Origin of the sequence: Nocardia sp. NPDC052112, from assembly GCF_040680135.1 — a bacterium.
Lineage (GTDB): Bacteria > Actinomycetota > Actinomycetes > Mycobacteriales > Mycobacteriaceae > Nocardia.
In genome coordinates this window covers 444,815-470,058 of the sequence record NZ_JBFAWD010000005.1, presented here as the reverse complement: position 1 = coordinate 470,058, position 25,244 = coordinate 444,815, and the positions used below count along the sequence as shown (strand labels likewise).

Here is a 25,244-nt window from a genome sequence, read left to right as displayed (position 1 = left end):
CCAGATGACGGATGAGCCGGAGGTTGACGCGCGGGCGACTGTCGGGCAGGCCGCCGGGCGCGGGCAAGTGGTGGCGTGGGGGTTGTGGGACTGGGGCTCCTCGGCGTTCAATGCCGTGATCCTGACCTTCGTCTTCTCGGTGTACCTCACGGATAAGGTCGGCGACGATCTGCCGGGCGGGGTATCACCGAGCGCGTGGCTCGGCTGGGCGCTCGGCGTCGCGGGTTTCGTGGTCGCGCTCACCGCGCCGATCAGCGGCCAGCGCTTCGACGCGAATGCGAAACGCAAACGCTCACTCGGCGTGCTGACCGCGCTGACCATCCTGACGATGGCACTGATGTTCTTCGTCCACGACGACTACCGCGACTTCTGGTTCGGCCTCATCCTGCTCGGCTTCGGCTCCGCATTCTTCGAATTGGCAGGCGTGCCATACAATGCCATGCTGCGCCAGGTTTCCACGCCGGACGATGTCGGTCGGGTCTCCGGATTCGGCTGGGCCATGGGCTATTTCGGCGGCATCTTCATCCTGCTGATCAGCTACTTCGGCTTCATCTCCGGTCACGGCGACAACCGCGGCCTGCTCGGCGTACCCATCGATGACGGTACGAATATCCGACTGGTCGCGATGCTGGCCGCGGTCTGGTTCGCCACCTTCGCCCTACCGGTACTGTTCGCCGTACCCGAATTGCCGCACACCAATGCCGATCCCGGCGCGGCGAAGGCCGGATTCCTCGGCTCGTACCGGGTGCTCTGGCGGGATCTGCGCGAGCTGTGGGCCGTGGATCGACGTACCGTCGGTTTCCTGGTCGCCAGCGCGATCTTCCGCGACGGCCTTGCCGGGGTATTCACCTTCGGTGCGATTCTGGCGGTGCGGGTATACGGTATCGCCGACTCCGATGTCCTGCTATTCGGCATTGCCGCGAATGTCGTTGCGGCACTGGGCGCGGTCACCGCGGGCCGGTTCGACGATCGCCTCGGTCCGAAGATCGTGATCGTGATATCGCTGGTCGCCATGGTGATCTGTGGCATCGCGCTGTTGATCGTGTCCGGTCCGGTCATGTTCTGGGTGTTCGGCCTGCTGCTCACCATCTTCGTCGGCCCCGCCCAATCCGCCGCCCGCTCATTCCTCACCCGGCTGGCCCCACCCGGGCGCGAGGGGCAGATGTTCGGCCTCTACACAACCACCGGTCGTGCCGTATCCTTCCTCGCCCCAGCACTTTTCGGTTTTTTCGTCTGGTTCTTCGACACCGACCGCGCGGGTATTGTCGGCATTCTGGTGGTCCTCGCCGTCGGTTTGGTGGCGTTGCTCCCGGTCCATAAGCCGGACCGCATTGCCTCGCACGTCGGGTAGGGCCGATCAGCGAGATCGGTTGTCTAACATCGGATTGTGGCTGTTTCCTATGTGGTGACCGGCGGTGGGCGGGGGATCGGGCGGGCGATCGTGCGACGGCTGCTCGGTACGGACAACACCGTCGTGGTTATCGAGCGTGACACGGCGGCGCTGGCATGGGCGGGCGACCGGGTGCTGGCCGTGGTCGGCGACGCATCGTCGGTCGAGACCGCCGAGCGCGCCGCGGATCTCGCGCAGGCGGTGGGCCCGCTGGCGGGCTGGGTGAACAATGCGGCGGTATTCCGGGATGCCGCAGTGCATTCCGCGCCCGCGCCGCTGGTGCTCGAGCTGATCAATGCCAGCCTGGCGCCCGCCGTCGTCGGCTGTACCATCGCGGTGCGCCGGTTCCTCGCGACGGGCCAGGGGGGCGCGATCGTGAATGTCAGCTCGCATCAAGCCCAGCGGGCGGTGCCGGGCGCGTTGCCCTACAGCACGGCTAAGGCGGCGATCGAAGGTCTGACCCGGGCCATCGCGGTCGAGTACGGCCGCGACGACATTCGGTGCAATGCGGTCGCACCGGGTTCGGTGGATACCGAAAGGTATGCGGAATTCCTTGCCGGACTGACGCCTTCGGCATCGGCGAAGGTGGAGCGCGAGATGGCTGCACTGCATCCGATAGGGCGCGTGGCCGGCACCGACGAAGTTGCCGCCGCGGTGGCCTTCCTACTATCGGCGGACGCGAGCTTCATCAACGGGGCGGTGGTCCCGGTGGACGGTGGCCGTTCCGTGCTCGCGCTCGATCCGGAGGCCGACTAACGCTGCTTGGCGGGCAACCAGGCGGCCATGCCGAGTGCGATCAGCCGGACCTGGCGGACGGTGCGATCGATGATGGCGGGTTGGTCGCGTGGGCTGGCGGCGACGTAGTCGGCAATGCAGTCGGCGACTGTGGAGACGATCAGGTCGGCGGCCAATTCGAGGTCGTCGGGGGACCAGGAGTCCAAGGCCGGGATACGGGACAAGTCGACGACCAGTTCGCGCACGATCAATTGTAGTTCGAGCGCGATGGCGTGTTGTAATGCGGCCGAGCCACCGCGGCGTTCGCGAGTGATGAAGCCGAAGAGTTCACCCTTGGTGGCGACCTGATCGAAAACGAAGCGCACGGTCTGCGAGAGCCGGGCGTCGGGCGTGCGGCGCAGTTGCCGCAGGGCCAGGCGCAGCGCCCGGATGCCGTCATCGACCAGGGTCGCGCCGAGATCGTCGAGTGAGGCGAAATGCCGGTAGAACGCGGTCGGCACAATGCCGGCGGAGCGGGCGATCTCACGCAGGCTCAGCGCACCGAAGCCGCGCTCGGCGGCCAATGCGAGCGTGCCGTCGAGCAGGGCCTGCCTGGTGCGCTCCTTGCGCTCTCCTCGGGTAGCTGCGGTCTCGGTCATCACAGTGAGCATACAGCTGTTCACCATTCGTCCATTCCAAGGATGTAGTTCGGGTCACATCAGTTACTGGTTGACACTGGACCCGGTCCATCGGTCACACTAGTTGAGTGTACAGGCGTGCACTGAAATCTTCGCCGAAGAGGGTTCAGGAGTGCGCCGCGGCCCGAAAGCAGAGGCAACTCCCATGGTGGGACTCATCGACCTGGTGCAAACCCTGACCACACCGCACCCGCTCGACCGCTATCTGGAACTCGTCCGCCCCACACTGACGGTGCGGGAGTTGCGGGCGGAGATCACCCACGTCCGCCGCTCGGTGCCGGGTTCGGTAACGCTGACCCTGCGCCCTACCCGGCAGTGGCGCGGCCATGTCGCGGGGCAATATGTGCAGATCGGCGTCGTAATCGACGGCATCCGGCACACCAGGTGCTATTCACCGGTCAATCCGGCGGGCCGGCGCGACCGGCACCTGCAACTGACGGTCAAGGCGCATCCGGGCGGGCTGGTATCGCAATACCTCTACCGCAATGCCGTACCCGGCATGGTGGTCAGCCTGGAACCGGCCGCCGGCGTCTTCCGACTGCCAGAACCACGCCCCGAACGGGTGCTGCTGATCAGCGGTGGCAGCGGCATCACTCCGGTGCTGTCCATGCTGCGCACGCTGGCGGATGAGGGCTATCCGGGCGAGCTCGCCTTCCTGCACTATGCGAAATCGCCGGAGGCGGTGCCGCATCGGGCCGAGATGGAGGCGATTGCGCAAGTGCACGAGAACTTTCGCATCGAACTGCGCTATCCGGGCGACGGTTCCGGCCATTTCGATTACGACCAACTCGAGCGTGTCGCACCGTGGTTCGCCGATGGCGAGACCTACGTCTGCGGGCCACAGGGCCTGATGGACGCGGTGCGCAAGGTCTTCGAAGCGGAGCAGTTGGACGAGCGGCTGCACACCGAGGAATTCACCCTGTCCACCACCCCCGTCGACGCGGACGAGGCCTTCGGCACGGTCAACTTCTCGGCCAGCGGCCGCAGCGTCGAGAACAATGGGGCGGTCCTGCTGGAGCAGGCCGAGGCCGCGGGTCTGACACCGGAGTACGGCTGCCGGATGGGTATCTGCTTCTCCTGCACCGCGGTTCGGCGCACCGGCTGCACCCGCAATGTGCGCACCGGCGAAACCGACAGTGATCCGGATCAGCCCATCCAGCTCTGCATCAATGCGCCCGTCGGCGACGTCGACATCGATATCTGACAAAGCAAGGGGACCACAGCAATGGCAATTCTGACCGAAACCAAAGACGGCCCGCTGGTACTGAGCCCGGAACAGGTCGAGGAACTCGGCCGGGCTCTCGACGACCTGCGCGCCCGCGTCGTCGCCGATCTCGGCGATGCGGACCGCGAATACATCTATTCGATCATCAAGGCGCAGCGCGGTTTCGAGATCGCCGGGCGCGGCCTGATGTATCTCGGCTTCCTGCCGCCGTTCTGGCTGGCCGCGGTCGCCGCGCTGAGTGTGTCGAAGATCCTGGACAATATGGAGATCGGCCACAATGTCATGCACGGCCAGTACGACTGGATGCGCGAGCGTGGCCTGAATTCCCGTGAGTTCGAATGGGATACGGTCTGCCCGGCGGACCAGTGGAAACATTCACACAACTACATGCACCACACCTTCACCAATATCCACGGCATGGACCGCGATATCGGCTACGGCATCCTGCGCATGGACGAGGCCCAGCAGTGGAATCCGCTGCGGCTCGGCCAGCCGCTCTACGCCTTCGCGCTGATGGTGCTGTTCGAATGGGGTGTGATGGGCCATGACCTGGAGGTGGAGAACATCCTCCGGGGCAAGAAGAGTTGGTCGGAGGTCAAGCGATTGGTGAAGGGCCAGTGGCGCAAGGCCGGTCGGCAGGTGCTCAAGGACTACGTCGTCTTTCCGGCGCTGACCGGTCCACTGTTCGTCAGCACGCTCGCCGGAAACGCCGCCGCGAATCTGGTGCGCAACCTCTGGGCCTTCTCCATCATCTTCTGCGGCCACTTCCCCACGGGCGTACAGACGTTCACCGAGGAGGAGACCGCCGAGGAGACCCGCGGTGCATGGTATGTCCGGCAGATGCTCGGTTCGGCCAACATCACCGGCGGCAAGCTGTTCCACATCATGTCGGGCAATTTGTCGCATCAGATCGAGCACCACCTGTTCCCGGACCTGCCTGCCAACCGTTATCCGCAGATCGCGCCGGAAGTTCGGGAGCTGTGCGAGAAGTACGGATTGCCCTACAACACCGGTTCGCTCGGTAAGCAAGTCGGATCGGTATGGCTGAAGATTCTCGAGCTGGCACTGCCACCGTTCTTGGTCGGGAAGGAGTCCACGCCCGGTGTTATCGTGATGCGACAGCGGAACACAACCGAAGTGGGCGTGTGAATGATCGGGAAATTCGAAAGCAACAAGGATCTAATTCAAGAATTGACTTCCTCGGGTGCGCGGCATGTCGGAAATATTGCGAACATCATCACCGGCACCGTCTCGGAGGTCACCCGGGAGATCGGCGAGTGGATCACCGACGCGATCGAGATGAACGAGGCCGCGGCCGCCGCGCGCAAGGACGCCGCGGCGCAGCGTGCGGATGAACTCGTCGGCGACGAGGCCGATGTGTCCTATGACGCGGAGGTCGAGCCGAGCGCCTCGGTCGTCGAGGCGGAAGTGGTCGAACCCGAGAACGATCGATAGGGGGCCGGACAACCCCAGGTGATCACCACACCGGCAGCCTGCGCCGGTGCTCGGTCACATCGGTGACCAGGTCCTTGTATCCGTCGGCCAGTTCGGCCAACCGGCTCCACTGCAGTTGGGCGTCGTCGTCCAGCTGCAGTGGGTGCGGCGGCTCGATCGGTGCCGACATTCCCAAAGCATCTTGTGCCGCAACCCATTTCGCCGCCATTCGATCGATGACGGCGCCCAGGGTCTCGGTGTGCAGCGAGGCGCCGGTGCGGTGCTGCACATTGTTGGCGACCCAATTGTCGATGTGGCCGACCAATTCGGTTCGGTGTGCGTCGAGGTCGTCGACGAGTTGCAGGCACTGGGCGACGCAGCCGCTCGACGCGCCCGGCGCATGTGCCGCCTGCACGGCATTGCGCCTGTGTTCATGGCATTCGACCAGTTCACGCCCCGCGGCCAGGACACAATGGCGGTGTCGATTCGGATCGTTGGCTTCGCGAAATGCGCGCAGTAGCGCCGACGGCGATGGCAGTTCGTCGGCTCCGATACCCGCTGCGTATTCGGTAGGCATGATGCACGCCCCTGCGGTGACGATGGGTGTGTATTTGGATGCGCCAGGGCCGAGGAGGATTTCGGGGAGGGGCACCCCTCGGCTCCGGCGCAGCCCCGCACCCGGATCGCCCTCCGCACAGTCCACCAGCACGGCAAAGAAACCGGGAAATCCGCGACGATGCGATGAGGAGGACGGCCCGAGAAAATCGGGACCTTTTCAGGAAAGCGCGATAGTCGAATCGGCGCAATAGTATGGTGTAAAAACAGATGAGCTGCCGGGAAATCGTTATATTCCGTTACGGATCGGTCACATAACCGCCGACTTTCCTACCTACCTGAAATCGCTGAGCGCATGGGCAGCAACCACTTCCGGCGAGGTGCGCGCACAATGTCGTTCCATCGACTAGCCTCGGTGTTTGTGCCCGCCTATGTGTCTTCGCCCGAGCTGACGTTCGGGTTCATGTTCGCGCTGGAAGATCCGGAGCGAATCGCCGAGGTCGTGCGCACGCTCATCCTCCGCAAGACGGTGTCGGTGTTTCGACTGGCCCGCCTGTCCGACGACGACGGACCGCCCGAACGCTATGTCGTGAACTGGGCGGTGATTCCGCAGATCTCGATCACCACCAGCGCCCCCGACCCGGACGAGCTGGAGGCCGGGCAGATCATGCTGGTGAACGCCTTCCTCGGCGAGGAGGGTGAGGTCAGTCTGTACTCGGCCCAGGGCCAGACGCCGGGCTGAGATCCGCGGCAGGGCCCTTGCGGCACTGCGCGATTCGCCACTTCGGCGGCCACCTTTTCGTTGGCATGTCGGTATCTGAACGTGGTCCGACCGCACCCGCGATACGGGACAATCGGGACATTCCACTCGTTGTCGAGGCATCGAAGCACCTGGAAGGAGCATCGATTATGGAGCCCGAGAACACCGTCGCCGCCGCTGGCCCGGCCAATCCGGTTCGTGTCCGAGGAGATCTGGATCCCGCGCTATCGCGATGGATGTGGTTGGTCAAATGGATCCTGGCCATTCCACACGCCATTATTCTGATATTCCTGTACATCGCGTATGTGATCGTCTCGGTGGTCGCATTCTTCGCGATTCTGTTCACCGGCCGGTATCCGCGTGCACTGTTCGACTTCAATGTCGGCGTCATGCGGTGGGGTTGGCGGGTCGGTTTCTACGCTTACTCGGTGCTCGGCACCGATAGGTATCCGCCGTTCAGCCTGCAGTCGGATCCGAAATATCCGGCGGATCTGGAGATCGACTATCCCGAACAGTTGAGTCGCGGTCTGGTGCTGGTGAAATGGTGGCTGCTGGCCATTCCGCACTATCTGATCCTCGGTGCGATTTTCAGTGCGAGTATGGGCGGCAAGAATGACTGGGGCGCATTCGCGCTGGCCAACGTGCTGCTACTGGTCGCAGTGGTGGCACTGCTGTTCACGGCGGTTTATCCGAAGGGTCTGTTCGATTTCCTGCTCGGCGTGCACCGGTGGGCCATCCGAGTGGTCGCCTACGCCTCGCTGATGCGTGACGAATACCCGCCGTTCCGACTCGACCAGGGCGCTCGCGAACCCGAAAACAACTGAATATCAACCGAATCGGGAGCCGGACACCGGCGTCGGTCACCAGGCGGATTCATAGATCCGCCGGACCACGTCCTCGATGTCCGGCTCCTCTATGGACAGGTCGCGAACCTCGGCGCGATCGGAGACGGCGGCGAGAACCTGTGCGGCGGTGGTCGATTCGGCATCGAAGGCCAAGCGCTGGCGCATACCCCCGCCCTCGCTGCTCAACAGCTCGGCGCTCGGCAGATCGTCGAGATTGCGGGTCGGTTCGGCCAGATCGACGACCAGTACCCGCCGGGCGCCCACCCGCACCGCGAGTCCGGTCAGTGAACCGTCGTACACCAGAGTGCCGCGGTCCACGACGAGCACCCGATCACAGAGTCGTTCGATATCGCCCATGTCGTGTGTGGTGAGCAGCAGTGTGGTGCCGCGCTCGGTGCGCTCGGTGCGTAGGAACTCACGTAGTCGCTGTTTCGACAGCACATCGAGGCCGATGGTCGGCTCGTCGAGAATGACCAGTTCGGGGGAGTGTAGCAGCGCCGCGGCGACCTCCGCGCGCATGCGCTGTCCGAGCGAGAGCTGGCGCACCGGAGTGTCCAGTGTCTCCGCCATCTCCAGCTGTTCGACCAACTCGTAGGTGCGCTTCTGCGCGACGTCGGATTCCAGCCGGTGGATCGCGGCCAGAATCGAAAACGATTCGCGCAGTGGCAGATCCCACCACAGCTGGGAGCGCTGCCCGAACACCACCCCGATCCGGGCGGCGAGTTCGCGCCGCTGTCGCACCGGATCCAGGCCGCAGGTGCGCACGGTGCCCGCGGTGGGGACCAGGATTCCGGTCAGCATTTTGATCGTGGTCGACTTGCCCGCCCCGTTCGCCCCGATATAGCCGACCGCCGAACCTCGTTCGATGCGAAACGTCATCCGGTCCACCGCGGTGAGCGTTTCGCGGGTGCGTCGCCAGCGCTGTCCGTTCCTCCGATACAGAATGAATTGCCTTGTCAGATTATCGATCTCGATGATCGAGTCCGATAACTCGCTATCCGCCACGCTTATCCGCCGCCTCCCTGATAGTGCCGAGTACCTAGTCGCCACAGACCCAACGCGAGCAGCCACACCCACAGCGCCGCCAACGGTGCGCACCAGGCCAGCCAGGTCGGCAGCAGCGGTGGACCGGGCAGGCGCAGAAGTGCGATGGTCGGCAGATACGCCGTGAACGTGACCGGAATGGCGAAGCCGAATACCAGCTTCAGTGATGTCGGAAATACCGAAGCCGGTTGCATGGCGGCGAAGGAGCCGCCGTAGGTGAAGCTGTTGGTCAGTTCGGCACCGTCGATCAGAAAGAACTGCGCACCGGCGGCGCAGACGAACAGGCCGCCGAAGAGGGCGATGCCGCTGAGCAGGGTGGTCGTCAGTAGTGCGAGAGTTTGCGGACCCCAGGCGAGATCGTTGCGGACGAGGCCGAGTCCGAGCACGATGATCGCCACCGAGGCGCGGGCGAAACGGCGCAGCGAGATGTCACTGGTGATCAGCTGCAACAGGAGCGGCTGGGGGCGTAGGTGGTAGGCGTCGAGCACGCCGAGCCGGATGAGTGTCGGTAGTGAATCCAGGTGGCCGAACAGGACTTGGGCCAGTGCGAATCCGGTATTGCTCAGGCCGAACAGCAGCAGCGCGCCGTCCAGGTCGAGCCCGCCGAGCACCCGGACATTGTGGTAGATGACCCATACCTCGGCGAATTCGACGATGCCGATCAGGAAGGCGCTGAATACCTCACTGGCGAAGGATAATCGGTATGCGCGTTGGGCTCGCATCCGCGACCGCAGGACCGCCGCATAGGGAGTGAACCGGGTGCCGGCCGGTGCGGGCGTATACGGGGGCTCAACCACCCTGCACCTCCAGCCTGCGGCGCCCGGCCGACAACAGCGCCCGGCCCAGCGCGCCGACCGCGAGTACCCAGAACACTTGTGCGGCAATGACCGTCACGGCATCCATCCCGGCGACCCGACCCGACAGGATGTCGATCGGTGATTGCAGGATCGACGGGAACGGGGTGGCATGCGCGACGGTGCGCAGCCAGACCGGGAACATGTGGACCGGCACGAACAGCCCGGCCAGAAACGTGCCGCAAATCTGGTATAGCACTCGGAGTCCGCGCGTTTCCACTACCCAGAACCCGATCAATCCGACGGCGAAAAGGCATAGGAATGACAACGAGACGGCCATTACCACGCTGACCAGCCCGAGTACGTAGGGCCCTGGCGTATCGGGCATGACTAGTCCGAAGGTAAACACGCCGACCAGTACGCTCGGCACACCGCGCGGCAGGATTGTGCACGACGCGCGGCCGAGATCGATGGCGAGATAACTGAATTGGACATCGACTGGACGCAAGAAGTCGATCGCGATATCGCCGTTCTTGACCCGATCCACCAGTTCCAGTGGTGGTCCCATGAATTGGGTCGCGCCGATCAGGGCCTGGGACAGCCAGACGTAGGCGCCGATCGATCCTGCGTCGTAGCCACTGAAGCCGCCGGATGCGCGCACCGCAGCCATCATCACTGCCGCGCGCACGAATCCGAAGACACAGTTGGTGAACAGGCCGGCGAACATCGCTAGTTTGTACTGGGATTGGCGCCGGAACCCAGCTCGGATGAGGTACAGATACAGCCGCGTGGTTCGGAGTACGTGTACTGCGGCGAGCTGCGATCTGTTGCCCTCCATACTGCCGCGCACAAGCGGTTAACTCTACGGCGCGTGAGCGGACGCGCGGTAGTTAAGCGCGCGATTTTTGGAAAAGTGCGACAAACCCGCTACACCAATGTTAGAAACACAGTCACTTCAGATTTGCCCCGTGGGCGCTCGCGCACGACAGGAAGGATCGTCGATGACTGTCGCCGCCAGCGACTGCTCGCAGGTCGCTCGAAACAACGCCGCTAGCGACTGCTTGCAGGTCGCTCGAAACAACGCCGCCAGCGACTGCTTGCAGGTCGCTCGAAACAACACTGCGATGACCGTTTTCGAGACGCTCGAGTCGAACGTGCGCGGGTACTGCCGAGCCTGGCCGACCGTCTTCGACACCGGCAGCGGCGCCTGGCTGCGCGATGAGAACGGCAAGGACTACCTGGACTTCTTCGCGGGGGCGGGCGCACTCAACTACGGCCACAACAATCCGGTGCTGAAACGGGCGCTGCTGGACTACATCGTCGGTGACGGGATCACGCACAGTCTCGACATGTCGACCGTAGCCAAGCGGCGGCTGCTGGAGGCCTTGCGCGATACGGTCCTCGAGTCGCGCGGACTGGACTACAAGGTGCAATTTCCCGGTCCTTCCGGCGCTAATGCGGTCGAGGCCGCATTGAAACTGGCGCGCAAGGTCACCGGACGCCAGACCGTTCTCAACTTCACGAACGCCTTCCACGGGATGTCGCTCGGCGCGCTATCGGTAACCGGCAATGCCGCCAAACGTGCCGCCGCCGGTGTGCCACTGCCACATGCGATGCCCATGCCCTACGATGGCTTCCTCGATGAAGCCGACGACCTGCACCGGATGCGGCGCGCACTGGACGATTCGTCCTCGGGTTTGGACATGCCCGCCGCGGTGATCGTGGAGACGGTGCAGGGTGAGGGCGGGGTGAATGTCGCGCGTGCGGAATGGCTGCGGCAGCTGGCCGAATTGTGCAGCGCGCGCGGAATTCTGCTGATCGTCGACGATGTGCAGATGGGTTGCGGACGGACCGGTGGGTTTTTCTCCTTCGAGTTCGCGGACATCACGCCCGACATCGTGACGCTGTCCAAATCGATCGGCGGGTACGGGTTGCCCATGGCGCTGGTGCTTTTCAAGCCCGAACTCGATCAGTGGGCACCCGGTGAGCACAACGGAACATTCCGCGGCAACAATGCGGCATTCGTCACCGCGCGGGTCGCGCTCGAACACTACTGGTCCGATAGTGCGCTCGAGATTTCGACGCTGGCCAAAGGAGAGCGCACGGCGCGCTCACTTGCCGAGATCGCGGCGGCGTTTCCCGGTGTCACCACGCGCGGGCGCGGGCTGGTACACGGCATCGTGTTCGAGGAAGCTTCGCGCGCGGGCAAGGTGAGCCGGCTCGCCTTCGAGCGCGGGCTGCTCGTGGAGACCTCCGGTTCGGCGGATGAGGTGGTAAAGCTGTTGCCGCCGTTGACAATCAGTGCGGACGAACTGGATCATGGGTTGTCGTTGCTCGCCGGTGCGGTGGCGGCGATCTGCGGATAGTTACTTGTTGCCGATATTGATCACCGGGTGCGCGCTCGGATCCAGCCAGCGCATAACAGCTGTGAGGTCGGCAGCTGGGATCGACACACACCCGGCGGTCGGACGGCCGGTCTCGACATGCAGGAAGAACGCCGAACCTGCGCCAGCGACGACGGGTCGGCGGTTGTAATCGATCACGACGGCGTGTTCGTACGCCGGGCCCGCCTCGCCTAGGTTCTCGCTCGCTTTCTCGTCGAATTCGCAAGTGCCGGAGGCGCATTGGGCGTATCTATTGTAACTCGACGAGCCGATATCGGAGACCCACCAGTCCTGTGTGCCGACCTGGCGATAGGGGAGCCGGGTCCCGTCGTTCGGCGCGATCCCGAATGCCTCGCTCAGCGTCCACACACCGGCGGGTGTATGCGCCGAGTCCTCACTGGCGCGGCCGATGCCATCGCGCCCCACATAGGCGCGCACCGGGCCGATCTCGGCCCGCCAGCCACCTGGAATGCGTTGCCACGCAGTCAATGTCGCGCTCGTATCGGCGGCATGCTCGGCGACCACGGTGACGACTTGGTCGGCATTCCCGTGATATGGCAGGGGCAGATCGGATTTGGGTGTGCTTGTGCACGCGGCGACGCCCGCCAGCAGCACAATGAGCAGCATTATGCGTTTCGACAAGTGAAACCTCCGGTGAGCGTCGACCTTAATGCAGACATCGCTCTTCCCACGGCAGGCGGGTTCGAGTGTCCGCCGCTCGAGTACGCGATGAGCATTCCCGTGGCATACAGGAGGTCGAATGATGCCGGAAGGCAAGGTCGGAAGTCTGCGCACCGTCGTATTGGATTGCCCGGATCCGCGTAGGCTCGCCGGGTTCTACGCCCGCCCGCTCGGCGCCGAGCCGACCGATACGCCGGATGACACCTGGGTCGTCATCGAAGAACCCGGCGGCAGGCGCCTGGCATTCCAACGGGCGCCGCGGTATCGACCTCCGCGTTTTCCGGATCCGGAAGCGTCACAGCAGATGCATTTCGATGTGCTGGTGGACAAGATCGAAGCGGCGGAGCCCAAGGCGCTCCCGCTTGGCGCGCAGTTGGTGCAGGCCGATGACGACAAGCAGTTCCGTGTCAATACCGATCCCGTCGGACACACCTTCTGTCTCATCTGGCTGTCCTGAGCACTGGACCTGCGGGTTTGTCTTCGGTGTCTCGTTTGTCCGTGCGACGCGCGGGGATGGCGCAGGTGACTGCGGCAAACCGGGAGTCGCGGAAATCAGTCGCACGAAACGGGCGCCCGTCCGGATGTTGTTCGGGAGCGGAAGCCACCATGGCGCGTTTCAGGCGCACACCCTCAACCGCGCAGTGGACGCCGCTGCCCATCCGCGGCGGCGGTGCTCGGCGCGGTGTTCCTGGTGGTCGGCGTGCTCGGCACAACATCGGCACCTGCTGTTCGGCGTAGCCGGACTGTTGGCATCCCGCACCGCGCGCATCCCCGGGCCTCACCTACCTGGTGCTGTGGTTGTAGGGCATGGTCACCGACCAGCACAGCGGTGCGAACTTCGTCCCGGTCGACAGCGCGGACGACTGGCTGCGCTTCGTCCTCGGCGTAGACATGGTCGCAGGCGGGTCGGCGCTCGGGCTTGCCGGCAGCCGGGGCGTAACCGGATCACCGCGTCATTCGATTCAATGGGTACGAGCCGACGAATTCCGCTCGAACATGCGGGGCGGATTCGTCCATGTTCTGGGATTCCGCCGGTGCATCAACTGGCGACTCGGGGGAATGACCGGAGTAGGAGTCGCGGTCGGGTGTGAACCGTGGCTCGGGCCTAGGAGGTGGTGAAGGTGTCGGAGTCGCGGACGTGGCCGGTGCGGATCTGGCGGATGCAGCCCTGGAATCCCAGTCCGCTGATGCGGGCCTCCGATCGGGTGGAGGGTTTGATCCGCATCCTGGCCGTCCTGGTGCTGCTGATCGCCGTGCCGACCGCCGCCGCGGCGGGTACGGCGGCCTATAGCTCGGCATCCGAGCGTATCCACCGTGAGAACGCCACGAAAGTCGTTGCTACCGGGACCATTATCGGCACCCCCGCTCGAGTCGCCGCCTCGGTCGCGGACCGCAACGGAGCGGTGCGCGACCAGTTCGAGGCGCAGGTGTCCTGGACCCACGACGGCAAGTCCGGCACCGCGGTCGTGGTGGTCCCCGACGGTGCGCAACCCGGCCAGCCCGCCCCCGTCTGGCTGGGCGAGAACGGAAAACCGACCACCCCGCCGGAACGATCCAGTGCCGCCGCCGTCCACGGCATCGGTGTCGCAGTGGCCGTCCTGCTCGAAATCTGGTGCGGTGCAGCAGCAGTCGTCTGGTGCACCGCGTGGGCCCTGAACCACCGACGCCACCTCCGCTTGGATCGGGAGTGGCGTCAGTTCAGCCACCCCACCGGGCAGGGCAGCCAATGATGTGATCGGTGCGCCGTCGTGCCGCCGCCTACGATCCGTCGCGTGACCGCACCGATACTGAAGGCATCCGACGCGAGCGGACGGACGCTGACCGATCCCACCGACATCGAGGTACACGACCTGTTCGCGGACCTGAATGCGAGCTGGCCGTTCGCGATCGTGGAAAGGCTCGATCGTGAGCCGTCGGGGCAGTTCTATTTCCAGATCCACCTCGATTATGTCGGTCACCAGGACCCGAACCGCGACGAGGAAGTCGATATCGATTACGACGTCGAGTTCCGCGACGGTGGTCCGGACCGGCACTACGGCGCCAGGATCACCGGCTTGTACGGCTTCGCCGGAATGGACCTGGTCTACCAGGTGTATCGCGCGTGGCGGGCCGGAGATCCCCGGCTGGCGGATCTGCTGTCGTGGGAATTGCTGGAACTCGACAGCTGAGGTAGCCGAACGGCCCCGCTTGCGGGGCCGCTGTGCTCACTTGCCCAAAGCCTTGCCGCCGTTCGGGGCCACCGCGAACCATGTTCCGCCGACACCTTGGCCGAGCAGGTCACCGGGCTTGGTGTCCTTCGAGAAGTAGTACACCGGCCAACCGCCGATGGTGATCTGGCAGGAGCCGTCGGCACGTTCGATGAATCCGACGAGTTGGGGATCGACACCCGCGGCATAGAGCGCTTGATCGCGGCTGACGGTCAGCGGCGGCCAGGTGACGGCACACTGCCCGGAGCAGTTGGATACCGACGGATTCGCCGTATCCTTGTCGAACCGGTACAGCGACCGGCCGGATCCATCCGAAACATACTGTCCGACAGCAGGATTGCTGGTCACCCGGAGCTGTACCGCATTCGCGGTTCCGGCCGGGGCCTGGCCACCGTAGATCTTGAGCCAGCCTTGGGTTTTCGCGACCGCGGGCGCCTGCCCCGCGACGGGCACTGCTGCCGCAACCGTCGACGTCTGCGCGGTCGCCGCGGGGCTCTTCTCGCTACCGCATGCGCTGAGCAGACCCGCGAGAACGACGGCGGCGGCCGCGACCGGCACGGTTACGCGCTGAAAACGTTTGGCTGAACTCATCTTTCGAACCCTTCGTCGCAATTCGACAAGGTGCACACCGCATCTCGTCCCCCGTACCACGAGCGACCGCAACTATTTGGTTCACCGATTCGCCACCGTTGTGGTGTTTGCTATCTCACAGTGGAGGATCTGTAACGCCGCCCCGGCGCTCGGATATGACGGCAGGTCCGGTTTCGTCGATGAGCCGTCCGGTTCCGCGCTTGCCTGCGCCCCGGCTCACAGCGTGTCGATGAGCGCCGACACCTCGCGGGCGCAGCCGTGCGCGATCGTGATGCCGGAGCCGCCGTGGCCGTAGTTGTGGATCACCGGAATCGACACCGAATCGGCCCCGGCGATTTCGAGGCGAACTTCGGCGCGGCCCGGCCGCAGCCCGACGAGGGTTTCGATGACCTCGGCGCCGGTCAATTGCGGTACGAGATCTCGGCAGCGCCGCAGGATCGACTGTGTCAGTTGCGGATCGGGGGTCCGATCCCACGCCCCGGTCTCCAGCGAGCCACCGAGGATGCAGTCGTGGGTGCGGGGGTGGACGTAGGCACGTCCCAGTGGGTGGGCTTCGTCGCGCACCGACACCGCGATGCCCGGGTTGGTAATGCGCACGATCTGGCCGCGGATCGGGTAGACCTCGGTGTCGTCGGCCAGTGAACCGGCGCGCAGGCCCGCGCAGTTGACGATGACATCGGGCGCCAGGTCGTCGAGCTCGTCGAGGCTGTGGATCGCCCGCCGCACCCGGTACGCGCCCGCCTGGCGGACCTGGGATTCCAACCACGGCAGGAAGATCGGCATCTCGAGCAGGGGAACCGCGAACCGGAACCCGAATCGGTAGTGCGGCGGGAGTTCGTCCGGCCGCGCCCGCCGGAACGCGCGTACCGCCGCGGACCAGGACGGTGTCGCCGGTTCGTCCCGATAGACGGCCAGCGACTCGCACATGCGGGCGCCGGGTGTACCGGCATGGGCGAGTCGTTCCAGATGGGTGAAGGTCTCGACGCTCCAGGCGGCCACGCGGTCGGTCGGCCCGGCGGCGGTGGGGAACCACACCGCGGCGGCGAGAAACGATGTCGTCGAGTCGATCGGCTCCGCGCTCACCACCACGACGTGATGTCCGCCGCGCAGCAGCTCGTATGCCGTTGCCAGGCCGACGATTCCGGATCCGATTACCACCGCTCGCACAGCGATAACTTTAACACTATTGAGTGTGCCGTTATTTGGCGATACATTATTCAGCGATACGATTCGGGGAGCGCTGGAGGCACGGTGACTGACGTATTGCGCGACGAGGATGCCGGGTATCAGAAGAGCCTTCGCCCACGTCAGCTACAGATGATCGCGATCGGCGGCGCCATCGGCACCGGACTGTTCCTCGGTGCGGGCGGTCGGCTTGCCAGCGCCGGTCCCGGGCTGGTGCTGGTGTACGCCGTGTGTGGAGTCTTTGTTTTCTTCGTGCTCCGTGCGTTGGGTGAGTTGGTATTGCACCGTCCGTCGTCGGGGTCGTTCGTCTCCTACGCCCGTGAGTTCTATGGAGAGAAACTCGCGTACGCGGTCGGTTGGATGTATTTCTTCCACTGGTGTATGAGCGGCATCGTGGATATCACCGCCATCGCGACCTACGTCCATTACTGGTCGGCCTTCGGCGCGATTCCGCAATGGGTCATCGCGCTGATCGCGCTGGCCGTGGTAGTGGCCATCAACCTGGTGTCGGTGCGCTGGTTCGGTGAGTTGGAATTCTGGGCCGCACTGATCAAAGTTGTTGCGCTGGTCAGCTTTCTGGTGATCGGCACGGTCTTTCTCGTCGGTCGCTTCCGGATAGCGGGCGAGACGACCGGGCCGAGTGTCCTGCGCGATCACGGCGGGCTGTTCCCGACCGGATTGTTGCCGCTGGTCGTCGTGACGACCGGTGTCGTATTCGCCTACTCCGCGGTGGAATTGGTGGGCACCGCCGCCGGTGAGGCGGAGAATCCGGAGAAGATCATGCCGCGCGCCATCAACTCGGTGATCGCACGTATTGCCGTGTTCTATGTCGGGTCGCTGGTATTGCTCAGTCTGCTGCTGCCGTACACCGCATTCCGGGCGGGGCAGAGCCCGTTCGTCACCTTCTTCGCCAAAATCGGTGTGGACGGTGCGGATTCGGTCATGAACCTGGTCGTGCTGACGGCGGCATTCTCCAGCCTCAATGCGGGCCTGTACTCGACCGGCCGAATCCTGCGCTCGATGTCGATGAGCGGCAGCGCCCCCGCGCGCGCCGCCAAGCTGTCGTCGAATGGTGTTCCGTACGTCGGCATTCTGGCCACCGGTGCGATCGCCCTGGTGGGCGTCGGACTCAACGCGGTGGTACCCGAGCAGGCATACGAGATCGTGCTGAACATGTCGGCCCTCGGCGTGATCTCCGCCTGGGCGGCAATCGTGCTGTGCCAATTGCAGCTGTGGCGGTGGTGGCGCGACGGCCGCGCGACCCGCCCCGCATTCCGCCTGATCGGCACCCCGTACACCAGCATCGCCACCTTGGTATTCCTTGCCGGTGTGGTGGCGCTGATGGCGAGCAGCGGAAGCACCGAGCAGCGCAGCGCGATAGTCGCTGTACCGCTGATCATGGTTCCGGTGCTGGTCGGGGGTTGGTTCCTCAGACGGCGTCGGCATGTGGTCGAGGACCTCGAGATTGCCGAGGACTCCGAAGCGTCGCACTGATCGTCAGGTCTGTTTTTCGAGTGCGCTGTCCACTGCCGAGATCGAGGCGATCGGCACACGATTGACCACTCGATTCGAAAAGTTGGTCAGCCGACGACCGACACCGCCGTTCGCTGAGCTGACGCCGACTGCAGAGCGCGTCCGCGCCTGGATCGCACGCGCTGGCTGCGGGGGTGATCGGTCGATCCCACCGCAAATCCCCGCCGATCTCCACGAATTTCTCGGCCTCGTTCAGACCTACCTGATGTGCCGCCGCCAGCGCATCGCCGCGATCCGGCGGCTACTGCTGGAAGCGCGTCGCTACCGGCAGTGGCTGGGATCCGCACACCTACTGGACGAGCCGTCCACGCGGATGTCTCGGGGGCCGAACAACTCCCGCCAATACGCATGCCGAATCGCATCCCACAACCGTTCTAGTTCGGGGAATTGCTCGCGCATCTGCACGAGGTCGGGGGCCGACGCTGCCGTGAAAGAAACCAACGGCTCGTCAGACCCGTCGCAGACCGAAATCATTCGAATGCCACAGCGGTCGATCCGCCATTCGGCCAGCCAGCCGTCCACCTCGGTGCGGTGCATGCCCATTCGCGGATGCGCGCTATCGGGTTCGCGCATCGCCCGGGTCGTGCGCCAGGGACTCGAGCCGGTCCAGCACCTCGCGTAACGTCCTCGGTGTGGGGCCGCCATGCCTTGGTGCGTCGCCCCTCGGTGTCGGCGGGTAGTCGATACCTCGTACGGCGGCCCGTTCACGCGGGCTCATCGACTGCGGGACCAGTCGACCGGTCAAGAGGAGCGTGTGCTGGGCCGCCGCTTTCCATACGCACTGATGGATACGGCACGCGCGATGCTGTTGCGACAGCTCGTGCGCCAGCTGCACATCCGCGAAATCGCATAACGGCTGCGGCGCAACGAATATCCGTCGCCCGCTTGCGCGGCCGCCGCTGTTCGGGTCGTCGACGATTTCCGGATCCACCTCGACTTCCCATCCCTCGTCGTCGATGAGGGACCACGATCCGTCGATGCGCTGGAGATATCGCGGACTGTTCTCCGGTGCCACCGCCAGTTTCCGGGCATCCTCATCGTCAAGTCGCGCTGGGTCTTTCATCGCCTGCCCCCTTACGTCGTCCGGTTGGTGAGCACCCGCCGCCGGGGGTGTGGCATCGACCCGGCGGCGGGGCTGGGAAGCACGCTAGGGGCCCGTTTCTGGGTGGTCGGGTACGGTTCGTACCCCCACCGGTGCGCCCACGTCCGGCTACGCTGGAACCACTGGAACGAACCGGGTGAAGGGGTGAAGCGATGTACAGCCCTGACGACAGCGCGCCAGTCGGCGAGCGGATCAAGTGGCAGCGTGAGCGCATCGGTATGTCACGGCCCGTACTGTCGGGGATGGTCGGCCGCTCGGCCGAGTGGCTGAAGGCGGTAGAGAACGGCCGCATCCAAACTCCCCGGCTGCCAATGCTCTTGCGGATCGCGCGAGCACTCGAGCTCGAAGACCTGGCCGAGCTGACCGGCAACGATCATGCCGTGCCGGTGTCGGTGTTCGCTGGTGAGCGACACTCCGCACTGAACGAGGTGCAAGCGGCGCTGACCGACTTCCGGCTCAGCCCAGCCGAACGCCCGGTAAGCGCCGAGCACGTGGCTGAGCGGCTGCGGCAGGCGTGGCGTGTGCGCCACGCCAGCCCGGATCACCGCAGTCAGCTCGGCGCGCTACTGCCCGGATTGATCAGGGACGCGCAGCGCGCGGCTCGCTCGACCGGGGACGAACGCCGGGCGGCCCGGCGTGTGTTGGCCGGTGTCTATCAACTCGCGGACTTCTACGTCGCGTATCAGCCTGCGCCCGAGCTGGTTTGGCTCGTTGCCGACCGTGCGCTGAACGAGTCGTATGAAGCCGACGACCCGTACATCATTGCGTGTAGCGCGTGGGCAATGGTGCAGGCATTGCGCGACTCCGGCCGCTGGTTCGAGGCAATAGTGTTGGCGCGCAACGCGATAGACAGAATCTCGCCGTACCTGGACGGAGACGAGACTCCCGACGACTGGCACGGAATCGCAGGTGCTCTCGAGGCCGAGATCGCCTACGTGCACGCGCGCCGAGGCCGCTACGGCGAAGCCTGGGAACACTGGGAACGCGCCGACCGGACTGCTCGCCAGCTGGGGCCTGGGTATCGGCATGTGCAGACTTCGTTCTCGATGCCGGTGATGGCGGCACATGCGACCACGCTCGGTGTAGAGCTGCGCCGACCCGGAGAAGCATTGCGTGCATCCAACGAATTCGACGCTGACCGGATAGTTTCGCTGCCGCGTCGGAGCCGCCATTTCATCGAGGTGGCCCGCGCCCATTTCCAGCGCGACGAGTCGACCGCCGTCCTTGCCATGCTCGATAAGTCGGAGCGCACCGCATCCGAAACGATCCGGTACAACGGCCACGCCCGCGAGATGCTGCGCGGCCTGGCGAAGCGCCCTCCGTCAGGGATGCGCGACGACGTCCGGGAACTGTGTCAGCGCGTCGGCGTTGCTGGCTAGCCGCCATCCGTCAGGTACCTATTCCCGCACAGCTGTAGAGCGCCGGCAGGATGCTGCTGACCAGGATGTTCCAGGTGAAGATCGGCAGCCGGAACATCGTCGTACCACGCTCTCTCGCTTCGAGAACGGTCGCCGCAAACCCTCTCCGGGAGGGCATTTCGAACTCCGACTGCGAAAATGCGAGCAGCGCCGCCACCAAATGTCGACACCGGGCTTTGACCAGAACTCTCACCGGCCCAGCCGCCACGCTGTCGCCAGGCCCCTCGGGCCTAAGAGGCTCTCCGCATGCGGGCCTTGCAGGCCGACGCGAATATAGGTAAATCGACCGATTCGGACGTACCTGTGGAACGCGCACCATTGGCCCGTGACACGAACGCTACGAAGAGCATTGGTCGTGCTCGGTTGTGCAGTGATTGTCTTGCTGTACAACCCGATTGCCGCACCAGCGCATCCGATGCCGGGCACCAAGGTGCTGCTCGATGTGCGCGAGACGGCGATCAATGCCGAATTGTTGATACCCACAACCAATCTCGCTGAGGCCAGCGGTATCGATGTCGACTTGCGCACGCACCTGTCGGTTGAGGACTCCGCCGGACTGGCGAGCTATTTGCGCGGCCATCTGCGGCCCACCACGCCGGACGGCGTGCCGTGGACCGTCCAGATCAGCGATATGCATCTGGACTATGCGGACCAGACGGCCACCGGTTCTTACAAGGAACTCGTCGCCCGTGCGGTGTTGACCCCGCCGACGGGCCTCGATATGCGCCGATTCGTGTTGGGCTACGACGCCGTCATCCACAAGGTCGTCACGCACACCGCCATCGTCTCGGTCCGTCAGGACTGGCGAGCCGGGCGAGTCGATGCCGGAAACGACGCCAGGCAGGTCGGCGTCGTACGCATGGACGCCGAGTCCATGACCGTGCCACCCCTGTCGGTGGATCTGACCGATGCCAATGCGTGGCGGGGATTCGTCGGGATGGTGAGACTCGGTGGCCATCACATTCTCGAGGGCACCGACCACCTGCTGTTTCTGTTCACCCTGCTATTACCAGCTGTGCTGATAGCCAAGACCGGTCATTGGCACCCGGACAACCGCTCGCGTCGCGCTGTGCGGCACATCCTCACTGTCACAATCGCATTCACCGTGGGGCACTCCGCTGCGCTCGTGGTCAGCGCCCTGAGTCGGCTGGAGATCCCCGCGCGCCCGATCGAAACACTCATCGCCGCGACGATCCTGGTGGGCGGCGCACACGCCGTCCGGCCGCTGTTCCCGGGCCGAGAAGCCGTCGTCGCCGGAATATTCGGGCTTGTCCACGGTATGGCGTTCTCGTTCAGCCTGGCCGAACTGAAGTTGTCCACCGGCCAACTGGCGCTCAGCGTGCTCGGGTTCAATCTCGGCATCGAGGCCATCCAGTTGTTGCTGGTCGCGCTCGCCCTGCCACCACTGCTGGTACTGGCCACCACCCGAGCTCAGCCAGTCCTCCGCGTCGGCGGCTCAGTCCTGGTGATCATCGCCGCCCTCGGCTGGGCATTCGACCGACTGGGTTTCGCCAACCCGATCGCCCGTGCGGCGGACCGGGGCGGCACCATGATTCTTCCGATCATCATCACCGCGGCCGCCCTCGCTGTTATGGTCTTGGCCGCCCAGGCGCTGAGACAGCGGTCACCGGTCACGTCGACCGCAACTGCTGGGGTCGCCAATTGAGATCGGGCGGCTCGATCGCCGGTCGGCGGGTGTGACGGATCGGTCAGTGCGCTGTTTTCGCGATCCCCTGTTCCGTCTGCGCGGGTTGCTTGGGCGACAGGCGAGATCGGCGCGGTATGCGACCGACATGGTCGGTGTCGTTGGCCGCCGGTCGATGCTCGCGCACTCCGCCAGCAACTTTTGCAGATCATCACTCGGCGGAACCGGCATCGGCTGCTCCGGCGCGGATGACGACACGATCTTGTCGCGTCGAGTTGTGATGAGAATCTCGTCCAGCTACAGATCGACAGAACTGTTGGAGGATCTGGCACCGCCGTTCGACGAACTCGGGAGTCACCGGGCGGCCGGTGCGTCGGCCGTTCACTCGGCGGTGTCCGCGATGTAATTGCCCAGGTCGTCGCCGATCTGAGCGCGATCGGCGGGACTAGTGCCTTCCGGAAAGTAAGGAAGAACCCGATGTTTCTGCGGTCGGCGTCGATCGTGCCAGCAGAGCTGTCCCGATGTCGAAGCTCGATTTCGAAGTCTCCCAACAGCTTCGAGATCGCCCCCGAATACCGCGCCACGCTGCGATTTCAAGCGCGTGATCGCTATGTGTTTGAGTACTGTTCGGGATGGGTATTCCCGCTCTGACCTGGTGTACGTACAGGTCAGAGCGGGTGAGGCGCCCCCGGCAGGAATCGAACCTGCGACCTAGGGATTAGAAGGCCCTTGCTCTATCCAACTGAGCTACGGAGGCAGTGGGTTCCACCATGGCCGACATTGGCCGTGCTGTCCAGCGCGCCAAGTATAGCGACCGTCCAGATGGCTAGGTTCTTAGCCTCAGCAACATTTCAGCCACCCGCGGTGTGCGGGCCGAGCGAGTCGCGGCATGATCGACATCGCACCTCCGATCCGCTAGCCACCATATCGGCCCAAACCCCGCCGGGCCACGCATTAAGGGCCGACTACGCTCAGTGCCATGTCGTCACCGCAGGACCCGTCCGTCACCCCCGAGCTCGAAGCGGGTAGGCCGGGCTCCGGGGCGACCTTCGCGACACTGACGATGCTCGCCGGTGCGATCGCGGCGGTGGTTGCCGCGATGATCGTCGGACTGTCGGCGGCGCAGGCACTGAGTCTGCTCGGCATTCCGGATCCGGGACCGCTGACCACCTATGGCCTGCCTGCGGTACGCGCACTCGCCGATCTGTCCGCTGCGCTGACCGTCGGCGCACTGCTGCTCGCCGCATTCCTGGTGCCGCCGCAGGCCAATGGGCTGTTCGACGTCGGCGGCTATCGCGCGGTGCGACGCGCCTCGAACTTCGCATTGATCTGGGCGTGTTGTGCGGTGCTGCTCATACCGCTGACGGTGTCGGACACGACCGGGCAGCCGGTGCGGCAGATCTGGCGGCCGGAGCAGTTGTGGCACGCGATCGGCCAAGTGGAACTGGCCCAGGCATGGCGTACGACGGCGGTGTTCGCGCTGATCGTCGCCGTAGGGTGCCGACTGGCGCTGCGTTGGGGATGGGCCCCGGTGCTGTTCGGCGGCGCGATCGTGACCATGATGCCGCTGGCGCTGACCGGGCATTCGTCCGCTGGCGGCGCGCACGACCTGGCCACCAACAGTCTGATCCTGCACCTGGTTGCTGCCGCGGTATGGGTCGGCGGATTGTTTGCGGTGCTCGCGCACGCGATGCGCGGCGGCGAGCACACCGATATGGCGGCTCGGCGGTTCTCACTCACCGCCACCATTGCCTTGGTCGTGATCGGTGTCAGCGGTGTGATCAATTCCTGGGTGCGGGTGCCGTGGAGCGATCTGTTCAGCACCACCTACGGCCGGCTCGTGATCGCCAAAGCCGGTGCACTGGTAGTGCTCGGCGTATTCGGATATCTGCAGCGTCGCGCCAGCCTCCCGGCACTTGCCGCGAATCCGCGTGACCGTGCCGCGCTCATCCGATTCGGTGGACTGGAGGTGCTGATCTTCGCGGCGACCATGGGGCTGGCCGTCGGCTTGGGCCGCACACCGCCGCCACCGCCGACCAGTGTGCCGACACCTGCCGAGGTGGAACTCGGCTACAACCTCGACGGTCCGCCGACCGCGTCGCGAATACTGTTCGACTGGCGCTTCGACTTGATCTTCGGCACGCTGGCCATCGTGCTCGCTGTGCTGTACCTGATGGGGGTGCGGCGGTTGCGCGCGCGGGGCGATGCCTGGCCGATCGGGCGGACCATCGCCTGGTTGTCGGCCTGCGCAATCCTGCTTTTCGCCACCTCGTCCGGGGTGGGACGGTATTCACCCGCGGTCTTCAGCGTGCATATGGGACAGCACATGGCGTTATCCATGCTCGCGCCGATTCTGTTCGCGCTCGGCGGTGCGGTCACTCTGGCGCTGCGGGCGTTGCCCGCGGCCGGACGCGGCGGCGTTCCGGGGCCCCGGGAGTGGATTCTGGCCGCGGTGCACAATCCGGTCTCGCGCTTTCTGACTCATCCGATCGTCGCGTCGGTGATCTTCGTCGGCGGGTTCTACGCCCTGTATATGGGCGGTATCTACGACTCGTTCGTCGATTCCCATGCCGCGCATCTGCTGATGAATCTGCATTTCCTGCTCAGCGGCTATCTGTTCTATTGGGTGGTCATCGGCATCGACCCCAAGCCACGCCAGGTGGAGCCGCTGACCAAGCTCGGCATGGTGTTCGGTTCCCTGCCCTTCCACGCCTTCTTCGGCATCGCGTTGATGAGCATGACCACCGTGATGGGCGGATGGTTCTTCCGCAGTCTTGCCCTCGGCTGGAATAGCGACCTGCTCGGTGATCAGCGCACGGGCGGTAGCCTGGCCTGGGCCAGCGGTGAGGTGCCGTTGGTCGTGGTGATGTTGGCGCTGCTCATCCAGTGGTCGCGCAGCGATGCGAAACTCGCGAAGCGGACCGACCGGGCGGCCGACCGTGACCACGACGCGGAGTTGGCCGCCCACAATGCCATGTTCGCCGAACTGGCCAAACGTGATCGAGGAATACGTCATTGAGCTCCCATCGAGGTGCAAAC

26 protein-coding genes, 1 tRNA gene and 1 pseudogene are annotated in these 25,244 nt (G+C 64.8%); 16 read left to right on the top strand and 12 right to left on the bottom strand.

From position 1 onward, the window contains the following. The first annotated feature begins 4 nt into the window (after window positions 1-4). Entirely contained in the window at window positions 5-1,351 is a 1,347-nt protein-coding gene (locus AB0L58_RS12600; protein ID WP_364385550.1) for an MFS transporter, read from the top strand. 36 nt (window positions 1,352-1,387) lie between these two features. Next, complete coding sequence (locus AB0L58_RS12595) at window positions 1,388-2,146, top strand: SDR family oxidoreductase (RefSeq protein ID WP_364385548.1); 759 nt, start codon at window positions 1,388-1,390, stop codon at window positions 2,144-2,146. On the opposite strand, the gene AB0L58_RS12590 is transcribed toward AB0L58_RS12595, so the two are convergent. Next, the gene (locus tag AB0L58_RS12590) at window positions 2,143-2,763 is read right to left on the bottom strand and encodes a TetR family transcriptional regulator (RefSeq protein ID WP_364385545.1); all 621 of its coding nucleotides are present in this window, start codon (window positions 2,761-2,763) and stop codon (window positions 2,143-2,145) included. The two genes, AB0L58_RS12595 and AB0L58_RS12590, sit on opposite strands and share 4 nt — an antisense overlap. Window positions 2,764-2,947: 184 nt before the next feature. Here AB0L58_RS12590 and AB0L58_RS12585 point away from each other — a divergent pair, with 184 nt between their 5' ends. Genes AB0L58_RS12585 through AB0L58_RS12575 form a run of 3 tightly spaced genes read left to right on the top strand, consistent with a single transcriptional unit; the run spans window position 2,948 to window position 5,482 of the window. Next, window positions 2,948-4,006, top strand: a complete 1,059-nt coding sequence (locus AB0L58_RS12585; protein ID WP_364385542.1) for an FAD-binding oxidoreductase — start codon at window positions 2,948-2,950, stop codon at window positions 4,004-4,006. 21 nt (window positions 4,007-4,027) lie between these two features. Beyond that, entirely contained in the window at window positions 4,028-5,176 is a 1,149-nt protein-coding gene (locus tag AB0L58_RS12580) for an acyl-CoA desaturase (RefSeq protein ID WP_364385539.1), read from the top strand. Window positions 5,177-5,218: 42 nt separating this feature from the next. Continuing rightward, window positions 5,219-5,482, top strand: coding sequence for a hypothetical protein (locus AB0L58_RS12575; RefSeq protein WP_364385536.1), 264 nt, complete (start codon window positions 5,219-5,221; stop codon window positions 5,480-5,482). A gap of 22 nt (window positions 5,483-5,504) precedes the next feature. Here the strand turns inward: AB0L58_RS12575 and AB0L58_RS12570 are convergent, their stop codons facing one another. Next, the gene (locus AB0L58_RS12570; RefSeq protein WP_364385533.1) at window positions 5,505-6,038 is read right to left on the bottom strand and encodes a DUF4254 domain-containing protein; all 534 of its coding nucleotides are present in this window, start codon (window positions 6,036-6,038) and stop codon (window positions 5,505-5,507) included. A gap of 369 nt (window positions 6,039-6,407) precedes the next feature. Here AB0L58_RS12570 and AB0L58_RS12565 point away from each other — a divergent pair, with 369 nt between their 5' ends. Together AB0L58_RS12565 and AB0L58_RS12560 are read left to right on the top strand one after the other, a co-directional pair. Beyond that, window positions 6,408-6,758, top strand: coding sequence for a hypothetical protein (locus AB0L58_RS12565; RefSeq protein ID WP_364385530.1), 351 nt, complete (start codon window positions 6,408-6,410; stop codon window positions 6,756-6,758). A gap of 167 nt (window positions 6,759-6,925) precedes the next feature. Next, window positions 6,926-7,600: a DUF4389 domain-containing protein gene (locus tag AB0L58_RS12560; RefSeq protein WP_364385527.1), complete on the top strand. Its 675-nt coding sequence runs from the start codon at window positions 6,926-6,928 to the stop codon at window positions 7,598-7,600. 36 nt (window positions 7,601-7,636) lie between these two features. Here the strand turns inward: AB0L58_RS12560 and AB0L58_RS12555 are convergent, their stop codons facing one another. From AB0L58_RS12555 to AB0L58_RS12545, 3 genes are read right to left on the bottom strand one after another with little or no spacing between them, the layout of a single operon-like run. Then, window positions 7,637-8,626, bottom strand: coding sequence for an ATP-binding cassette domain-containing protein (locus tag AB0L58_RS12555; protein WP_364385524.1), 990 nt, complete (start codon window positions 8,624-8,626; stop codon window positions 7,637-7,639). Between the two features lie 2 nt (window positions 8,627-8,628). Continuing rightward, window positions 8,629-9,462 carry an ABC-2 family transporter protein gene (locus tag AB0L58_RS12550; RefSeq protein WP_364385521.1) on the bottom strand — a complete coding sequence of 278 codons (834 nt, stop codon included), beginning with the start codon at window positions 9,460-9,462 and terminating at the stop codon, window positions 8,629-8,631. After that, the gene (locus tag AB0L58_RS12545; protein WP_364385518.1) at window positions 9,455-10,186 is read right to left on the bottom strand and encodes an ABC-2 family transporter protein; all 732 of its coding nucleotides are present in this window, start codon (window positions 10,184-10,186) and stop codon (window positions 9,455-9,457) included. Before AB0L58_RS12545 ends, AB0L58_RS12550 begins: the two co-directional genes overlap by 8 nt. A gap of 397 nt (window positions 10,187-10,583) precedes the next feature. Here AB0L58_RS12545 and ectB point away from each other — a divergent pair, with 397 nt between their 5' ends. Beyond that, entirely contained in the window at window positions 10,584-11,825 is a 1,242-nt protein-coding gene (ectB, locus tag AB0L58_RS12540; protein ID WP_364385515.1) for a diaminobutyrate--2-oxoglutarate transaminase, read from the top strand. On the opposite strand, the gene AB0L58_RS12535 is transcribed toward ectB, so the two are convergent. Next, window positions 11,826-12,485: a L,D-transpeptidase family protein gene (locus AB0L58_RS12535; RefSeq protein ID WP_364385512.1), complete on the bottom strand. Its 660-nt coding sequence runs from the start codon at window positions 12,483-12,485 to the stop codon at window positions 11,826-11,828. Window positions 12,486-12,603: 118 nt separating this feature from the next. On the opposite strand from AB0L58_RS12535, the gene AB0L58_RS12530 reads away from it, so the two are divergent. From AB0L58_RS12530 to AB0L58_RS12515, 4 genes and pseudogenes are all read left to right on the top strand, one after another. Continuing rightward, entirely contained in the window at window positions 12,604-12,981 is a 378-nt protein-coding gene (locus tag AB0L58_RS12530) for a VOC family protein (RefSeq protein ID WP_364385509.1), read from the top strand. 213 nt (window positions 12,982-13,194) lie between these two features. Beyond that, a pseudogene (locus AB0L58_RS12525) lies at window positions 13,195-13,430 on the top strand (DUF4383 domain-containing protein); the annotation flags it as partial. Between the two features lie 215 nt (window positions 13,431-13,645). Continuing rightward, a complete protein-coding gene (locus AB0L58_RS12520) occupies window positions 13,646-14,254 on the top strand; it encodes a hypothetical protein (RefSeq protein ID WP_364385507.1) in 609 nt (202 codons plus the stop codon). A 42-nt stretch (window positions 14,255-14,296) separates the two neighbouring features. After that, window positions 14,297-14,692, top strand: coding sequence for a hypothetical protein (locus AB0L58_RS12515; protein WP_364385504.1), 396 nt, complete (start codon window positions 14,297-14,299; stop codon window positions 14,690-14,692). A gap of 36 nt (window positions 14,693-14,728) precedes the next feature. Here the strand turns inward: AB0L58_RS12515 and AB0L58_RS12510 are convergent, their stop codons facing one another. Both AB0L58_RS12510 and AB0L58_RS12505 read right to left on the bottom strand, forming a co-directional pair. Further along, entirely contained in the window at window positions 14,729-15,322 is a 594-nt protein-coding gene (locus AB0L58_RS12510) for a hypothetical protein (RefSeq protein WP_364385502.1), read from the bottom strand. A 216-nt stretch (window positions 15,323-15,538) separates the two neighbouring features. Further along, window positions 15,539-16,489, bottom strand: coding sequence for an FAD-dependent oxidoreductase (locus tag AB0L58_RS12505; RefSeq protein ID WP_364385499.1), 951 nt, complete (start codon window positions 16,487-16,489; stop codon window positions 15,539-15,541). A gap of 84 nt (window positions 16,490-16,573) precedes the next feature. Here AB0L58_RS12505 and AB0L58_RS12500 point away from each other — a divergent pair, with 84 nt between their 5' ends. Beyond that, complete coding sequence (locus AB0L58_RS12500; RefSeq protein ID WP_364385496.1) at window positions 16,574-18,001, top strand: amino acid permease; 1,428 nt, start codon at window positions 16,574-16,576, stop codon at window positions 17,999-18,001. Between the two features lie 300 nt (window positions 18,002-18,301). Here the strand turns inward: AB0L58_RS12500 and AB0L58_RS12495 are convergent, their stop codons facing one another. Together AB0L58_RS12495 and AB0L58_RS12490 are read right to left on the bottom strand one after the other, a co-directional pair. Continuing rightward, complete coding sequence (locus tag AB0L58_RS12495; RefSeq protein ID WP_364385493.1) at window positions 18,302-18,613, bottom strand: hypothetical protein; 312 nt, start codon at window positions 18,611-18,613, stop codon at window positions 18,302-18,304. Next, window positions 18,597-19,103, bottom strand: coding sequence for a hypothetical protein (locus AB0L58_RS12490; RefSeq protein WP_364385490.1), 507 nt, complete (start codon window positions 19,101-19,103; stop codon window positions 18,597-18,599). The genes AB0L58_RS12495 and AB0L58_RS12490 overlap by 17 nt, the downstream gene beginning before the upstream one ends. A gap of 191 nt (window positions 19,104-19,294) precedes the next feature. Between AB0L58_RS12490 and AB0L58_RS12485 the strand changes: the two genes are divergently transcribed. Then, window positions 19,295-20,521, top strand: coding sequence for a helix-turn-helix transcriptional regulator (locus AB0L58_RS12485; protein ID WP_364385487.1), 1,227 nt, complete (start codon window positions 19,295-19,297; stop codon window positions 20,519-20,521). Between the two features lie 10 nt (window positions 20,522-20,531). Here the strand turns inward: AB0L58_RS12485 and AB0L58_RS12480 are convergent, their stop codons facing one another. Then, entirely contained in the window at window positions 20,532-20,717 is a 186-nt protein-coding gene (locus tag AB0L58_RS12480) for a hypothetical protein (RefSeq protein ID WP_364385484.1), read from the bottom strand. Window positions 20,718-20,930: 213 nt separating this feature from the next. Between AB0L58_RS12480 and AB0L58_RS12475 the strand changes: the two genes are divergently transcribed. Beyond that, window positions 20,931-22,226, top strand: coding sequence for a HupE/UreJ family protein (locus AB0L58_RS12475; protein WP_364385481.1), 1,296 nt, complete (start codon window positions 20,931-20,933; stop codon window positions 22,224-22,226). A gap of 662 nt (window positions 22,227-22,888) precedes the next feature. On the opposite strand, the gene AB0L58_RS12470 is transcribed toward AB0L58_RS12475, so the two are convergent. Next, a tRNA-Arg gene (locus AB0L58_RS12470) sits at window positions 22,889-22,962 on the bottom strand. A gap of 222 nt (window positions 22,963-23,184) precedes the next feature. Here AB0L58_RS12470 and AB0L58_RS12465 point away from each other — a divergent pair. Then, window positions 23,185-25,224, top strand: a complete 2,040-nt coding sequence (locus AB0L58_RS12465) for a cytochrome c oxidase assembly protein (RefSeq protein WP_364385478.1) — start codon at window positions 23,185-23,187, stop codon at window positions 25,222-25,224. Window positions 25,225-25,244: the final 20 nt, after the last annotated feature.